Raw genomic sequence first — 16537 nt, forward strand, 5'->3', positions numbered from 1 at the left:
GGGTTGGTATTTCAAGTTTAGCTATACATAGAGTTTACTCCTTAATTAACAGCATTGAAGGTGTTTCCTGCGACCTTTACTTTTCCGATTCCTCTCAATCACTATTTTTAGGTTCGCCTTTAAAGGATTTTGACGTTGTAGCTATATCTGTAACGTATGAAGACCACATTTTTACAATCTCCGAAATTTTAAAAAAGGCTGGCATTCCTCCTTTAAGGACGTTGAGAGAAGAGGAAGGGGGGGATTTTCCGATAATATTCGGCGGTGGGATAGGTCTTTACTATAATCCTGTTCCCTTTATGCCCATTTTTGATGCGATTTATTTAGGAGAAGCTGAAGGAAGAATAGAAAAACTCTTTGAAAAATTCAGAGAAAAAGGGTTTTCAGCATTTTACGATTTTGACAACGTAATAGTTTCTAAAGATTATGATTTTCTTTACAATGAAGAAAACAGACTAACCGAAATAGTAGGTGAGAAAAGAAAAATCTTCCGTTCCCCTTACTTCCCTGAATATCCTTCTCACTCATGCTTTTTAACGGAAGATACAGCTTTTAAAGATATGTTTCTCATAGAACTTAACAGAGGTTGTATAGAAAAGTGCAGGTTTTGCGTTGCTACGTATATGGGGCTACCTTACAGAGAAAAACAGATAGAAATAGTAGAAAATGAGATAGCCTTAGCTGCGAAATACGGGGAAAGAGTAGGTTTAATAGGAGCAGGCGTTACCGACTATTCAAAAATGGAAGATTTATACGAGATACTGAAAAAGTACGATATGAAAGCCTCATTCTCCTCCTTAAAAGCTTCTTCTCCTTCTCCTTACGTTTTAGAAATAGTAAAAGAATCGGGGCAGAAAACAGTTACAATAGCCCCAGAAACAGGAAATGAAAAACTAAGATACGCAATAAACAAAAAGGTTCCGGATGAAAAATATTTTTCTTTCACTGAAGAACTATTTAAGGCAGGAGCCGAGAATTTAAAACTCTATTTTCTAATAGGTCTTCCGACAGAAACGCAGGAGGACGTTGAAAGCATAGTAAAGATGACAAAGCAGTTTTACTCACTCGTTTTACCTTTTTGGAAAGAAAGAGGAAAAGCAGGAGAGATTCACGTAAGCGTTAACCCGGTAATTCCCAAACCTTTCACCCCGTTACAGTGGTTTGGAATGGAGAAAAAGTCATCAATTGAAAAAAAAATAAGGTACCTGCAGAAAGAACTGAGAAAAATCCCCCACACCCGCCTCACCCACGAAAACGTACGTTCTGCCATTCTTCAAGCAATAATTTCAAGGGCAGACACGATAGTAGGCGAAGCCGCCGTTATCTCAGCAATGAAAAAGACGCCTTTCAGAAAGGTTTTGAAGGAAAAGAACGTAAATTTTGAAGAACTCTACACGAGAGAAAGAGAGAAAGATGAGCTCTTTCCGTGGGAAATCGTAGAAAGCGGAATAAGAAGAAATTACTTGTGGAAAGAGTATCAGATGATATACGAGGGGAAAAGCTCCCCCTCCTGCTTTCCTGGATGCAAAATGTGTGGACTGTGTGATTAGCTTTCAGTTATTCCTTCACTAACAACAGCTTCTCTCAAGATTTCTATGATTTCATCTATCAAACCTTCACTTTCAGCTTCTACCATAATCCTCAGCAAAGGTTCAGTACCAGAATACCTGACTAAAACCCTACCTCTTCCAGAAAGTATATCCTCAGCTCTCTTCAAGGCTTCCTGGACTTTTTCAAGCTTTTCAATCGGAGGTTTCTCTTTCACCTTAACGTCAACAAGCTTTTGAGGATAGGTCTTAATTAAAGAGGCTATTTCGCTCATTCTCTTTTTCAAAGATTTCACTATAGAAGCCAAAATAACGGCGGTTAAAATACCATCACCGGTAACGCCAAACTTCCTGATAATAACGTGACCAGACTGTTCTCCACCAACAACAGCGCCAACTTCTTCCATCTTCTCAGACACAAACCTATCACCTACGGGTGTCCTGTAAAGCTTCATTCCCATTTCTTCCAAAAACTTTTCAAGTCCCATGTTACTCATAACCGTTGCAACAACGTTCTGAGATTCTTTAGAAAAGTGTGCAGCTAAAATGGCTATTATCCTGTCACCATCAATAACGGTTCCCTGCTCATCAACAGCTATACACCTATCGCCGTCACCGTCAAAAGCAAATCCAACGTCAAGACTCAAACTCTTCACTTTCTCAGCAATAAACTCTGGATGTAAAGCACCGCAGTTCTCATTTATGTTCTTCCCATCTGGCTCGGCGTTAAAGACAAACACTTTTGCTCCCAAAGCTTTAAAAACGTGAGGGGCAATCCTGAACGTAGCACCGTTTGCGCAGTCTATACCTATCTTCAAACCTGCCAAGTACCTTCCAGCAGATTCAAGGAACTTTTCATAACTCTCAACTAAGTTTTCTCCGTCAAAAACCCTGCCTATATCTTCAGGAGAAGCCTTTGGAAGCTCATACTTATTAAATACCACCAACTCAAGACCGCCCTCTTCAGCTTCAGAAAACTTTTTACCTTCTCCGTTAAAAAACTTCAGCCCGTTGTATTGGTAAGGATTATGGGAAGCAGAAACTACCACTCCACCACTAAAGTTTCCCTCCCTGATAAAGTAGGAGATAGCCGGTGTAGGAACTACCCCAACGTCAACCACGTCAACTCCCGTAGAAGTTAACCCGCTTACTAATGCAGCCTTTATCATGTCGGAAGATATCCTCGTATCGCATCCAACAACAACGGTGTGCTTTCTGTCCGGAAACTTAGCGTTTAAATAAACTCCGTAAGAAACACCTATCTTCTGAACCATTTCGGGTGTAAGGGGAAATTTATTAGCAATACCTCTAATTCCGTCTGTTCCAAAAAGCTTTCTTGACATTCCGCTCCTCCGCTATCTGTTCTTGGTAAAGATTATCAATTTAACAGTATCAGGCTCAACTTTATACCTGCAGAGTAATTTAAGGTAAATCTCTGCCGTTCCCTTCACGCCAGAAAGGTCAACTCTTTCCGTTTCCACCCATTTCAATCTATTCTTTTCTTTCTCAGGTACTAAGACAACAACGTAGTTAGGTACAACCCTAACTTTAGCGCCTTTAGGCAAACCGTAAACGTTCAAGTGAACCGGTACAGCCTTTTCAACCAACCTTTCCACTTTTACTCTAACAGTATCAGGAAAAACCGATTTCACTTTTACAGAAGATGGAACGTCAAAACGGTCTTTCTTGAGCTTTACTACAGCAGTTCCATTTTCAACGTTTAAGTATTCAGGGAGTTTATAGTCAACGTAACCACGTTCTTTTAGAGAGAGAATAGTTTTTCTATAACCTTCTACAGTCAACTTTACTTTTTTAGGAAAGAAATCCTCAACTTTATAGTTGCCGGTAGGAACAAGGTTCAGTTTTACGTCAACTTCAGCTTCAGAAACTTCTTTACTTGCAGCAATAAACCACAATAAAACGGCAAAGAGTAGCGCCAACAGCTTATAGTGCCAGTTGTATATAAAGACATCAAGCAGCTTCTTCACCTTTGTTACCTCTTAAAAATTGAAAAATCCCCCGCTTTTCCGGACTCTTCTTAACCAAAAGACCTTTCAGAACCTTCTTAAGCTTTTGAGGGTCAAGGTTCTTAATGAGTTTTCCTGAGTAGGAAACAGAAACAGCTCCCGTCTCTTCAGAAACCACTACCGCTACAGCATCGGTCTCTTCCGTTATTCCTATCGCCGCTCGGTGTCTTGTCCCAAGGGTTTGAGGCAAGCTCTGGTTCAGGGAAAGGGGTAGGAAAGCTCCAGCCTTGTGTATCCGATTCCTCTTAATAGTAACAGCACCGTCGTGAAGGGGAGTACCGGGCCAAAAGATAGTTACCAAAAGCTCTTTTGATACTTCGCCGTTTACAACAGTTCCAGATTCAACGTAGTTGTCAACGTTTATCTCTCTTTCTATAACTATCAGCGCACCTATTCTATCCTCAGACATTGTAGCGCAAGCTCTAACTATCTCCTCTATAACCTTCTCCGCTTCTTCAACAGAGGAAAAAACGCCGAACTGCTTTTCCCCAATTCTCGCCAAAATCCGCCTGATTTCCGGCTGAAAAATGATAATAAGGGCAAATATCCCTATAGTTAAAAGGTTATTAAAAATGAAAGAAAGGGCGTAAAGGTGAAGAAACTTTGCAAAAACGCTCAAAACCAAAAGGACAAAAAGACCAACCAAAATCTGTATGGCTCTCGTCTCCGCAAGGTAAGTAAATACCTTATAGAAAAGGAACGCCACTATCAGGATATCTAAAACGTCCCAAAAAGTAAGGCGTGGAAAGGTTTCTAAGAACAAGATGCCTCCGTTATCGCAAGTAGAGTATCCAAAAACTGCTTCGTCTCTTTTACGTCGTGAACTCTCAATATTTTAGCACCGTTGAGAACGGCAATACCGGCTGCAGCAAGGCTACCGGGAACTCTTTTTTCCGGCACTTCTTCTCCCGTTACGTGTCCTATAAAGCTCTTTCTTGAAGCCCCAATTAAAATCGGCAGTCCCAATACTTTAAACTCTTTAAGCCTTTTAAGTATGCACAGGTTGTCTATTAACCTTTTGCCAAAGCCAATGCCGGGGTCAATTATAAGTTTCTCTCTTTTTACGCCTTTTTCAACTGCTTCTTCTATCGTTTTTTGGAAGTATTGCAGTATTTCGGTGGGGGCGTCGGTGTAGTGGGGATTTTTCTGCATATCCTTCGGCTTACCCTTAATATGCATTATAACAGCAGGAACGTCATATTTGGCAACAACTTCTGCCATTTTCTCATCAAAGTGGAAACCGCTTATGTCATTAACAATATCAGCACCTGCGTTTAAAGCCTCTTCTGCCACCTTTGCTTTGTAAGTATCAACAGATATAAAAAACTCATCTCCCAATTTCTTTCTTATTTCCTCTATAACAGGCACAACCCTTTCAATTTCTTCCTCTAACGGCACAGGCTCAGAACCCGGTCTTGTTGACTCTCCACCAATATCAATAATCTCAGCTCCTTCCTCTAACATCTCTTCGCACCGTTTAACAGCCCTATCAACAGTTGCATACTTTCCACCATCCGAAAAGGAATCCGGCGTAACGTTCAAAATTCCCATTATTTTCGGCTTATCCAAAACAAGTTTTTTACCTTTAACATCTATCTCAAATACGCTCTTTTCGTAATTCTCTATAACGCTTTCAATCTCTTTTGCTACTTTGGGAAGCCCAAAAGGCTGCTTTTTCAACTTTTCCACAAGCCTTTTCAAATCCCTTTTAGTAATCATCAGTAAAACTGTGCACGTCCCCTTTTCAAAACAAGAAGCCTTCCTCGGAACAGCACAATCTCCCCTCAAAGAAAGTGCATCTTGCTTCAGGATGTTTGCAGCCCTTGTATCTATTCCTTCAATTTCTATCAAATAAAGCGGATACTTCTTAGAAAGAATTCTGGCTCCTTCAACCGTATTACCGACAGAAAGCAAATACTTTTCAAATTCCTCTCTACTTGAAAACTCTTTTATCTTCAAATTTCCAACCCCACACAACTCAAATTTTCTGAAAAAGTTTTATTATCCTAAATCATTAAAGTCAATAGAGAAATAAAAAAGGCGGGCTTGAAGCCCGCCTTCAAAACTCTTAATAAAACAGTAATCCTAAGCTTCTTCAGGTCTCTTAACATCGTAAAGGATATCGTCCCACGGATGCCTGTAGAGAGGCATAGCGAGGCGTTTTTCGTCAAGGATGTGACCGATGAATCCGATGGAACGTCCAAGAACGAAGAAGGCGTTGAATGCACCAGCTTCAATAAGTTCGTCAATTTCAGCGTCAGAGTAACCAAGGTTTCTGAACATATCAACTAAAAGAACGCCGATTGTTCCGTCAACGTTGAGAATGAGATTCTCTTTCTTGGCAGTTGTAACCTTTTCAACTTCAAGAGCGTAGTCAAGAAGTTCTGTAGATGGAAAGTTTTCCTTAGCGTAGTTCTTGAGGAGTTCAACTCTCTTATCAGGGTTCTTTGTTGACTTAATTCTGTGTCCGATCCCCGGAATCGGCTTCTTCTCTACTTTCTTCATGTAGTCAACGAATTCATAAGGATCCATTCCCTTCTCTTTAGCCATCTTAAAGTATTTAGCAGCTCCGTCAATAGCACCGCCAAAGCGTGGTCCAATTGTGAGGATACCGGTTGCAAGGCAGGACATAAGGTCTTTTCCAGCTCTTGCAGTTACTTTTGCGTTGTGAGCGCCGGAAACGGCTGGTCCGTGGTCTGCAACAACCTTGATTACCATATCAATAAACTTAGAAGCCCAAGCTGGGAACTTCTTCTTGAACCAGAGAAGTCCAATAACGTCAGCAATGGAGTAATCCTTTTCAACAACTTCAGAGATTGGAATGCCACAGTAAGTAGCTTCTTCCCCTCTATCATCAGAAATTGTGCAGATAAAGTTTGTAGGTCTTCTAACCTTTCCTGCCTTAACGGCTTTAGCGTAATCTTCCGGAATTGGCGGAACTTCTGGCTCTTCAATCTCGCCAATTTCACCTTTAGCTTTAAGGTCTTCGTAAACTTTTCTGATAAGGTCTGGAATGTCGTTAAAGGAATCCGGAACGTAAGCACCGGCCTCTCTCAATGCCCTGTTCTTAGCATCTGCAGTTTCTCTGTCTGCACCAGCTTTAGCACCAGCATGACCGAACTGAACTTCACCTCCAAAGTGCTTGGCGATTGTTCCAATACACCATGCAATTACAGGTTTCGTGATTAACCCTTTTTCAAGAGCTTCAACAACTCTGTATTCAAGTTCTCCACCGACTTCACCGAGCATAATCATGTATTTAACTGCTGGGTTCTTTTGGAATCTTAAAAGGTGGTCAAGGAAGTCGGAACCTGGAAATCTGTCACCACCGATGGCGATACCTTCTACAATACCGTCAGCGTTTCTCGCAATGATGTTAGAAAGCTCGTTGAAGAGACCTCCGGAACGAGTTACAAGTCCGCAGGAACCCGGTCTGTGAAGTTTAGACTTAACGATGTTTTCAATCGTTCCACCGGCGTTTCCGATTCTGAAGGCACCGGCAGCAATACCACCAACGGTAGCAGGACCAATTATCCACTTACCCATAGACTTTGCCCTGTAAGCCATATCCCTTGCAAGTCTTTCAGGAATACCCTCTGCCGTAATAGCAACCGTTCTGATTGTAGGAACGTTAAGAGCTTCAATAGTAACGTCGTAAGCTGTTCTGAAAGAAGCAAAGTTTACAAGAACGTCTGCTTCCGGATGAGCTTCTGCAGCTTCAACAGTAGAACGGTAAATAGGAATCATTATCTCGCTTGTACCAAAGAAAAACTTTTCAAACTTTCTACTTTGAGTTGGAGCAACAATTGCAACGATAGAAGGAGAACGTCCTACAACATAATCATAGTCAAGCATTCTTTGAATAGCGTTTCTGTTAAGGTTCCAAAAAATCGCTTTTGTGTTTCTGTCAAAAAGTATGTAATCAGGTCTGCTCATTACTTTCCCTCCGTTTTTATGGGTTTTCATCAAGAGCTTTTTTAACGATTTCCGTCATATGAGTTTCAGGACCATAAACTTCTATTGGAAGTCCAAGCTCTTCAGCAGCTTTCTTAATTCTTGCAAGACCCACCTCATAGTTTGGTCCACCACGGCGAACGTAAATCTTAACGCCAACTTCCTTCATCTTATCTGCATACTCTTTGAACGCATCAATGATACCGTCAAAGGTCTTGGCAACGTCCGTAAAGTTAGCAATAGCACCACCAATGATAAGGATTTTCGGTCTTCCCTGTGGGTCTTTCTTTCTTATCATAAGGTCAAGAACCGTTTTAACGTACTCCCTCGTTTCTGCTCTTGATGGGTTACCGGAGTATTCACCGTAGTTTGCAAGCTCCTTAACGTATCCAAGGTCTGCAACGGTATCAGCGTAAACAACGGAAGCTCCACCACCAGCAACCAAGGTCCAGATTCTTCCTTCAGGATTAAGAATTGTTAACTTTAAGGATGCACCAGACTTTTCATCCATTTCTTTAATGTACTTTTCTTCAGGTGAAAGTTCACCACCAAATCCTGCCGGGAATTCAATCTCTCCCCACTTTCTACCAACTAAGAATTGTGCTGTATCGTCAAGTCTTCCAACAAAGTCAAGAGGATACACCTTGTTTCCTACCATAACTAACGGGTTAATTTCAAGGTAAGCAAAGTGCATGTCTTTAAAAAACTTGTAGAGCCTCTTTACAAAGTCGGCGTACTTTTCCTTATCTTTGATTTCTTCAGGAACATTCTCTTCAATGAGTTTTTCAGCTTCCTCTTCACTTGCAAGAACAGGAATAACAACTTCCTTTACCTTATCCCAGTTTTCTTCTACGTCAATTCCACCAAAAGCGGACATGAAAATGTGGTCACCGTCATAACCCAAAGTAATTGCAACGTAGTACTCATCTTCTGGAGCGTGAGGAACGCAAGGTTCAATAAGGAAGTGAGTAAGCTTTCCTTTCTTACCTTTAATTTCAACGTCTTCAGACATTTTTTGCTTAATCCACTGCTTAACAGTCTCGTAATCAACGTCACAAGGCTTCTCTTTCTTAAAGAGAATTAGCCCCAACTTTCCTCTTTTACCAAAGAGCATGTCAGGTTTTGCAACTAAAGGAAGTTCTTTAAGCCACGGATACTGCTCTGGTAACTTGTCAAGGTCTGTTTCAGGCGTTACTAACACAGACTTGAAATCGTACTCAAATTCCGGAGCAAAATATTCATTCCAGTGCTCGGCAAGTATTCTCTTGCCGTCGTATTCTCTAATCCCTCTTTGAGCCATCTATTTCCTCCTGCAAATTCGTTTTTACATGGTAAAAGGGCTTCCCGCTTGGGAAGCCCGGAATCACCACTCTTACATAACCTTAAAGGTTATCAATAATTTCATTGAACGTCTTAGAAGGTCTCATTGCAGCAGCAGCTTTTTCATCATCTGGATGGTAGTAACCACCGATATCCTTTGGAGAACCTTCTGTTGCAGCGATTTCAGAGAGAATCTTCTCTTCATTTTCAACAAGTGCTGCTGCAACAGGTTCAAATATCTTAGCAAGTTCCGCATCCTCTGTTTGAGCAGCAAGTTCCTCAGCCCAGTAGCGTGCAAGCCAGTAGTGGCTTCCGCGGGTATCAAGCTGTCCAACTTTACGCTTAGGAGTTTTATCGTTATCAAGGTACTTAGAAACAGCTTTGGAAAGTGTATCAGCCATTATGAGAATTCTCTTGTTGTCGCCACCAGCCTGCTTGTAGGCAAGCTTAAGAGCCTCAACAAAGGCAAGGAACTCACCTAAGGAATCCCATCTGAGGTGACCTTCTTTAACGAACTGCTGAACGTGCTTTGGAGCAGAACCACCAGCACCTGTTTCAAAGAGTCCACCGCCAGCAATGAGCGGAACGATGGAAAGCGCTCTTGCAGAAGTTCCAACTTCAATAATTGGGAAGAGGTCTGTTAAGTAGTCTCTCAGAACGTTTCCTGTAACAGAAATTGTGTTTAATCCTTTTCTAAATCTCTCAAGAGTAAACTTCATAGCTTCTCTTGGAGGCTTAATATACCACTCTACACCTTCAAGGTCATACTTCTGTATTTCTTCTCTTACCTTCTCAATAAGCTCTCTGTCGTGAGCACGGAAGTGGTCAAGCCAGAACACTATTGGATAACCAGTTTCCTTTGCTCTATTTACCGCAAGTTTTACCCAGTCACGAATTGCAATGTCTTTTGTGTGGCAACTTCTGTAGATATCGCCTTCTTCTACCTCATGTTCCATGAGAACGTTTCCATCTTCATCAACAATTCTGATAACGCCGTCAGCTGGTGGGAAGAAAGTTTTATCGTGGGAACCGTATTCTTCAGCTTTCATAGCCATGAGACCTACGTTCTGAACAGTTCCCACCTTTGTTGGGTCAAACTGTCCACGAACCTTAATGTCTTCAACAATTTCGGAATACATAGTAGCATAGCAACGGTCTGGAACAGTAATTACACAGTCGTCAACCTCTCCGGTTGGTCCCCAACCTTTGAGACCGTTCTTGATAACAGCAGGAATGGAAGCATCAATAATTACATCGTTAGGTCTGTGAAGGTTGGTAATACCTCTGTCAGAGTCAACCATATACATACGAGGCTGCTCTTTATAAATCTCTTCAAGAGTTTTCTTGATTTCTTCCTGCTTCTCAGGTGGAAGCTTGGAAAGCTTGTTCTCAAGGTCAATAAGACCTTTGCTTGGGTCAAATCCAATTTCCTCAAGTTCCTTGCCGTGCTTCTCAAAGAGTTTCTTGTAGTAAACTCTTATAGCGTCGCCGAAAATAACAGGGTCAGAAACCCTCATCATTGTAGCCTTAACGTGAAGGGAGAAAAGAATATCCTTATCTTTAGCATCGTTAATTACTTCCTCAAAGAACTCACGAAGAGCTTTTCTGCTCATGTAAGTTCCATCTATAACGTCACCCATTCCAACTTCAATCTCTTTAAGAACCTGAACGTTTCCGTTCTTATCTACAAACTCGTAACGGATTTTGCCGTCCTTCTTAATAGTTACAGACTTTTCATGGTCGTAGAAGTCACCAGACTTCATGTGAGCAACGTAACTTTCAGACTTTGGAGAAACCTCACCCATCCTGTGAGGATGCTTCTTGGCATACTCCTTAACCGGCTCGGCAATACGTCTGTCGGAATTACCCTGACGGAGAACTGGGTTAACAACAGAACCTATACACTTATCGTACTTTGCCCTGATTTCTTTCTCTTCTTCAGTTTGAGGATTTTCAGGAAAGTCAGGTAAATCGTAACCTTGAGACTGGAGTTCCTTAACAGCTTCAATGAGCTGAGGAATGGAAGCAGAAATGTTTGGAAGCTTCATAATGTTAGCTTCAGGTTTCCAAACGAGCTCGCCAAGGTAGGCAAGGTCGTCTGGAGCAAGTCCAAACTGAGCAAGAATTCTTCCTGCAAGAGATATGTCTCTTACTTCAATTTCCACGCCAGCATGCTTTACAAAGTTTCTCATAATGGGAAGAAGCGAATAGGTAGCCAGAGCAGGAGCTTCGTCAACCTTTGTCCAAACTATTTTGGGCTTTTTAGCCATCTATTACCTCCTGAAATTATGTTCTTCATAAAAAGGGGGCTGAAGCCCCCAAGTATTAGTTAGACTTATTCTTCGCTTCAAACTTCTGCTTAACGTAAGCAAGAACGCCACCAGCCTTGATGATGTTAACCTGACGCTCGTTGAGTCCGTGCTTTGTAGGAATGGAGATTCCCTTAGTTCTGTTGATTACTGTAATGATGTTGTCCTCGCCAGGAGCAAAGTTGGAAAGGTCTATTTCAAGGAGGTCACCCTGGTCAATCTTGTCGTAGTCTTCAGGATTAACGAATATGAGCGGCAAGATCCCGAAGTTGATAAGGTTAGCGTGGTGAATTCTCGCAAAGGACTTAGCAATTACAGCCTTAACTCCAAGGTACATTGGTCCGATAGCAGCGTGTTCTCTTGAAGAACCTTGTCCGTAGTTTTCACCGCCAACGATGAATCCACCGCCTTTCTCTTTAGCTCTCTTAGCAAAGTTTTCATCCACAACAGAGTAAACGTATTCGGAAATTGCTGGAATGTTGGAACGGAGTGGGAGGATTTTAGCACCGCCAGGAATAATGTGGTCAGTTGTAATGTTGTCACCAACTTTCAAGAGAACTTCACCTTCAAGCTTATCGCCAAGAGGTTCTTTATAACCAACGTAGTTGATTGTTGGACCTTTCCAGATTTCAACCTCATCTGGGTCTGCAGCTGGAGCGTAAATCATTGAATCGTCAATTTCAAACTTTTCAGGTAAGAATACCTTAATCTCCTCAAGACCAAGGTCTCTTGGGTCTGTAATTACACCTTTCATTGCAGTAGCTGCTGCTGTTTCAGGAGATGCAAGGTAAACTTCCGCATCCTTTGTTCCGGAACGTCCATAGAAGTTTCTGTTGAACGTTCTAACGGAAACGCCGCCGGATGGTGGTGCAAATCCCATTCCGATACAAGGTCCACATGCACACTCTAAAATTCTAAAGCCTGCCCTAAGGAATACGTCGTAGTAACCTTCTTTATCCATCATTCTGAGAACTTGCTTTGAACCTGGAGAGATAGCAGCAGAAACCATTGGGTGAACTCTTTCACCAGTCTGCTTAAACATCTCTCCAACAGTCTTTAAATCCCTGTAAGAGGAGTTTGTACAGGAACCGATAGCAACCTGGTGAACTTTCTTACCTTCAACTTCTTTAACTTTTACAACCTTGTCCGGCATATGTGGACAAGCAATAAGTGGCTCAAGCTCAGAAAGGTCTATATCAATAACTTCATCGTAAACTGCATCCGGGTCAGCCTGGAGAGGTCTCCATTGAGATTCTCTACCTTGCGCCTTCATAAAGAGGTAGGTTTGCTCATCGCTTGGGAATACAGATGTTGTAGCTCCAAGCTCAGCACCCATATTAGTAATGGTAGCCCTTTCTGGAACAGTTAAATACTTAACACCTTCTCCGCCGTATTCAAATACTTTTCCAACACCACCTTTAACAGAAAGTCTTCTTAAAAGTTCAAGGATAATATCTTTTGCAGAAACAAAAGGCTTCAATCTACCGTAAAGGTTAACTCTTACAACTTTTGGCATCGTAAGGTAGAAAGGCTCTCCTGCCATTGCAAGAGCAACGTCCATTCCGCCAGCACCTATTGCTAAGCTACCAATTCCACCGGCAGTTGGCGTGTGAGAGTCTGAACCCAAAAGAGTTTTTCCTGGAATTGCAAATCTTTCAAGGTGAACTTGGTGACAGATACCGTTTCCGGCTTTAGAGAAGTAAACGCCAAACTTTGCCGCAGCAGTTTGAAGGAAAAGGTGGTCGTTTGCGTTTTCTGGACCACCAGCTTGTAACGTGTTGTGGTCAACGTAAGAAACGGAAAGTTCTGTTTGAACTTTTGGAAGCCCCATTGCTTCAAAATGAAGGTAAGCCATAGTTCCAGTAGCGTCCTGTGTAAGCGTCTGGTCAATTCTTATAGCTATTGGTTTACCAGGGGTCATATCCCCTTCAACAAGGTGAGTCTTAATAATTTTCTGCACGATGTTCAGTCCCATTTCTCCTCCTTTATAATAAATTTCTATATCTGATTCCGAGAAAACAGAGTCTTTAAAGGTTGCAAAAATTATGTAAAAAATTTGTAAAAATTTCAAGCAAAATTGATAAATAGAGAGGTTTCCGATGAAACCAATTTTTATTAAAGGCAGAATTCCTATATATGTTTACGCAAAAGAGTTAGAACCAGAAGTAAAAGCACAAATAGAAAGAATCAAAGACCTGCCGTTTTTTAGAGACAAAATCGTCATAATGCCTGACTGCCACGCCGGCAAAGGATGCGTTATCGGATTTACAGGTTACTTTGACGATGTAGTAATTCCAAACATTGTCGGCGTTGACATAGGTTGTGGAGTTTACACCTATCCGTTAAAAGCAAAAGAGGATGAAGTTAACTTAAGGAAATTTGACGCATTCGTTAAAGGAAAAATCCCCACCGGCCTCACCTCCCGCACCAAAAACAACGCAAAAAAACTCCCCCTCTCAAAAGAAGACAAAGAATTACTCTCAGAAATAAAGTCCATCCTCATAAACACCTACAAAATAGACCTTCAAGAACCAATCCTTCAGGTAGCAACGTTAGGAAGCGGAAATCACTTTTTAGAATTAGGAAAAGACGAAAACGGCAGGCTTTACTTAACAGTTCACACAGGCTCAAGAAACTTAGGATTAAGAGTTTGCAACCACTTTCAGAGAAAGGCAGCAGAATACACCAGAAAAGCGATGCCTCAGATTCCTAAAGACCTTTCATTCTTACCCTTAAATAAGGGCGGAAGAGAATATTTGCGAGCTATGAAATTGGCTCAAAAGTATGCAGACCTCAACAGAAGAACGATACTGAAAATCATCGTTGAAGAATTTTTCAGAGAAGAATTTGATGAATCAAAGATAATCAAAAGCGTTCACAACTACATAGACCTTGAAAGAGATATGTGCGTAAGAAAGGGAGCAATTTCAGCCCACAAGGACGAAAGAGTAGTAATACCCTTTAATCTGACGACAGGCTTAATTATCGGTAGAGGAAAGGGTATCAGAGAACTGAACTTTTCCGCTCCTCACGGAGCAGGCAGAAAGGTAAGCAGGAGAAAAGCTAAAGAAATGTTTTCCGTTTCAGACTTTCAGAAAGCTGTTGAAGAAGCAGGCGTTTACTCTACAACCGTAAATAAAGACACCCTTGACGAAGCACCCTTTGCCTACAAAGACCCAGATGAAATCCTTGAATTCCTGCCGAAAACTGTGGAGATTGAAACCTTCGTTAAACCGATTTACAACTTGAAAGGATAAGGGCGCAGAAGGCGCCCCAAGATTATTCTTCTACTTCTACTTTTACCTCTTCGCTGTGCCACAAGCCGTGGAGGTTGCAGTAAGCGTGAGCAGTTAAAACAGCGCTTTTCTCAAGCTTAACCTTGAACACAACTTCAGAAGCAGCTCTTTCAGCTTCAAAGTCAGCCCTTGCAACTAAAAAGTTGTCAGCCCAAAGAGAAATGTGCTCAATCCAGTGCTCTTTTGTGTTAGGGTGTGGAATGTCCTTTCCAACGATTACCCTAACTTCAAACCACTCATCCTTTTTAACCTTTTCCGGTGCTTCAATTACCGGCGTGTGCTTCCTCTTTCCTGCTTCTTCAGGACCAAATACCTTCATCTGTTCCCTCCTTTTATTAAGTTTATCTGAGCATTCCTTGAACTATGACGTCAACAGCTTCGTCCTCGTCAAGTCCTCTTGCCATTAAAGTTTCAAGCTGCTTTTTATCTATACTTCCTATCGCCGCTTCGTGAGTAACTTTAGCAGTCTGGTCGTTAACAACAACTACCGGAACTGCTTTAACCACAACATCTTCGCCTCTTATAACTTCAGAGCAATCTATGTGCCCGCGGCAGTAAGGAGCGTTACCGTAAGTTTCTCCCACAAACGTAGCTTTAGTTTCATCAACGGCTATGATTCTGCTCTTTGATATACCTCTTGATTCCTCACCGTTAAGGTGAATAACGTCTTCAACGTAGATTTCGTCGTCCTTCTTGCCCATCATCTTTGTTTCAAAAACGGCAACGCCTTTCTTATCAACGTTAGCTTTAAGAACAATTCTCACTTTACCAGCTCTACCTTTTGTCTGTTTAAACAAAGAGCGGAAGTAGGCGTTCTCCCCAACGTAAGCGTCCGTTTCCGTTTCAAGCTCAACGAAGGTATCCTCGCCGTTATAGTGAAGGTCTAAAAACTCAAAACGCGCACCCTTTTCAACGGTAACTTTCAGCTTGTTCTTGTGCTTGAGCTTTATACCTTCAGCCATTGCGCCGTAAACCAAAAACTTAACGTCAGCACCTTCTCCAACTATGATTTCACTTTCAGTGGTTTGAACTTCAACGCTTTTGCTCGCCCCAAAGCAGTAGGTTACAGGTTCTTCCAGTTTCGTTCCCGGTTCTATGTAAACCTTTGTCTTAACACCTGTTGGAGTTTCTATCACTTCAGACCTAACGCCCGGAGCAGGATATCTGACAACAACCTTATTTCTATCAACAACAAGGTTAAACTTACGGTTGGTAAAGTATTCTTCAGGCAAGCCTACTTTTATAAACTCTTTAGCAGCTATTTCAAAAAGTTTCTTATCCATTATTCGTCGCCTCCAACTAACTGCGGGTTCTTAACCTCACACTTGACGCACATCGTTTTAAACTTTTCACCTACGGCTTTGGGGTCCCCCGTTTGAACTACTTTACCGTCACACATCAACGTTGCCCTGTCGGAAATCTCAGCGATTTCTTCTCTATGGGTTATCATTAAAACGGTAGTGCCGCGCTCTTTCATCGTTCTAATCATTTTCGCTATGTCTTCCATAGAGGCAAAGTCAATACCGGAGTCAGGTTCGTCTAAAATGGCAAGGTCTGGCTTCATTGCCAGAACGGAAGCAAGCTCAACCCTTTTCCTTTCGCCGCCAGAGAGGGTATCGTCAACGTAGCGGAAAAGGTAGCTTTTGTCTAAACCAACAAGCTCAAGGCATTCTTCTACGTCAAGGTCTGGATTGTTTCTGCCGGAAATCTTCAGGTATTCCTCAACGGTTATACCTTCAAAGCGGGCAGGTTCCTGCCAGGCTAAAGTGAGACCCAACCTCGCTCTTTCAAAAATCTCTTTGCCGTTAATTAGAGTATCTTTAAAGATGATTTCCCCTTCGGTGGGTGACTTTAAACCGTTGATGCCCATGATGAGGGAGGCGAGGGTGGATTTTCCTGCACCGTTGGGTCCTAAAATTGAATGAATCTCACCTTTCTCAACGATTAAATTAACGCCCTTTAAAATAGGTTTATTATCTATAGTCAACCTTACATCGTTTACAATAAGAATAGGCTCCACTCTTCACCTCCTCTATAACCTTTTCTGAATTTTATTTCCAACATTAAATTTTGTCAATAGCTTT

Annotated in this window: 13 protein-coding genes; 2 read left to right on the forward strand and 11 right to left on the reverse strand. The window is 41.8% G+C overall.

Annotated elements, in window-relative coordinates:
- Window positions 1–53 precede the first annotated feature (53 nt).
- Window positions 54–1550, forward strand: coding sequence for a radical SAM protein (locus tag QOL23_RS01275; protein WP_283400233.1), 1497 nt, complete (start codon window positions 54–56; stop codon window positions 1548–1550).
- Here QOL23_RS01275 and glmM read toward each other — a convergent pair.
- The 8 genes from glmM to QOL23_RS01315 form a co-directional block, all read right to left on the reverse strand.
- A complete protein-coding gene (gene glmM / locus QOL23_RS01280; RefSeq protein WP_283399769.1) occupies window positions 1547–2890 on the reverse strand; it encodes a phosphoglucosamine mutase in 1344 nt (447 codons plus the stop codon). The two genes, QOL23_RS01275 and glmM, sit on opposite strands and share 4 nt — an antisense overlap.
- 12 nt (window positions 2891–2902) lie before the next feature.
- Window positions 2903–3535, reverse strand: coding sequence for a YbbR-like domain-containing protein (locus QOL23_RS01285; protein WP_283399770.1), 633 nt, complete (start codon window positions 3533–3535; stop codon window positions 2903–2905).
- Complete coding sequence (gene cdaA / locus QOL23_RS01290) at window positions 3519–4337, reverse strand: diadenylate cyclase CdaA (protein WP_283399771.1); 819 nt, start codon at window positions 4335–4337, stop codon at window positions 3519–3521. The genes QOL23_RS01285 and cdaA overlap by 17 nt, the downstream gene beginning before the upstream one ends.
- A complete protein-coding gene (gene folP, locus QOL23_RS01295; RefSeq protein WP_283399772.1) occupies window positions 4328–5533 on the reverse strand; it encodes a dihydropteroate synthase in 1206 nt (401 codons plus the stop codon). The genes cdaA and folP overlap by 10 nt, the downstream gene beginning before the upstream one ends.
- A 126-nt stretch (window positions 5534–5659) precedes the next feature.
- Window positions 5660–7510 (reverse strand): citrate/2-methylcitrate synthase, encoded by a 1851-nt coding sequence (locus QOL23_RS01300; protein WP_283399773.1) that lies wholly within the window; start codon window positions 7508–7510, stop codon window positions 5660–5662.
- A 16-nt stretch (window positions 7511–7526) separates the two neighbouring features.
- The gene (locus QOL23_RS01305) at window positions 7527–8828 is read right to left on the reverse strand and encodes an ATP citrate lyase citrate-binding domain-containing protein (RefSeq protein ID WP_283399774.1); all 1302 of its coding nucleotides are present in this window, start codon (window positions 8826–8828) and stop codon (window positions 7527–7529) included.
- An 82-nt stretch (window positions 8829–8910) separates the two neighbouring features.
- On the reverse strand, window positions 8911–11118 hold the full coding sequence (locus tag QOL23_RS01310; RefSeq protein WP_283399775.1) for an NADP-dependent isocitrate dehydrogenase: 2208 nt from the start codon (window positions 11116–11118) through the stop codon (window positions 8911–8913).
- 55 nt (window positions 11119–11173) lie between these two features.
- Window positions 11174–13132: an aconitate hydratase gene (locus QOL23_RS01315; protein WP_283399776.1), complete on the reverse strand. Its 1959-nt coding sequence runs from the start codon at window positions 13130–13132 to the stop codon at window positions 11174–11176.
- Between the two features lie 124 nt (window positions 13133–13256).
- On the opposite strand from QOL23_RS01315, the gene QOL23_RS01320 reads away from it, so the two are divergent.
- Complete coding sequence (locus QOL23_RS01320) at window positions 13257–14414, forward strand: RtcB family protein (RefSeq protein ID WP_283399777.1); 1158 nt, start codon at window positions 13257–13259, stop codon at window positions 14412–14414.
- A gap of 22 nt (window positions 14415–14436) precedes the next feature.
- Here the strand turns inward: QOL23_RS01320 and QOL23_RS01325 are convergent, their stop codons facing one another.
- From QOL23_RS01325 to QOL23_RS01335, 3 genes are read right to left on the reverse strand one after another with little or no spacing between them, the layout of a single operon-like run.
- Complete coding sequence (locus tag QOL23_RS01325; RefSeq protein ID WP_283399778.1) at window positions 14437–14772, reverse strand: class II SORL domain-containing protein; 336 nt, start codon at window positions 14770–14772, stop codon at window positions 14437–14439.
- A gap of 22 nt (window positions 14773–14794) precedes the next feature.
- Window positions 14795–15736, reverse strand: a complete 942-nt coding sequence (locus QOL23_RS01330; protein ID WP_283399779.1) for a SufB/SufD family protein — start codon at window positions 15734–15736, stop codon at window positions 14795–14797.
- A complete protein-coding gene (locus tag QOL23_RS01335; protein ID WP_283399780.1) occupies window positions 15736–16473 on the reverse strand; it encodes an ATP-binding cassette domain-containing protein in 738 nt (245 codons plus the stop codon). Before QOL23_RS01335 ends, QOL23_RS01330 begins: the two co-directional genes overlap by 1 nt.
- Window positions 16474–16537: the final 64 nt, after the last annotated feature.

This window comes from Desulfurobacterium pacificum, assembly GCF_900182835.1.
Taxonomy (GTDB): Bacteria; Aquificota; Aquificia; order Desulfurobacteriales; family Desulfurobacteriaceae; genus Desulfurobacterium_B; species Desulfurobacterium_B pacificum.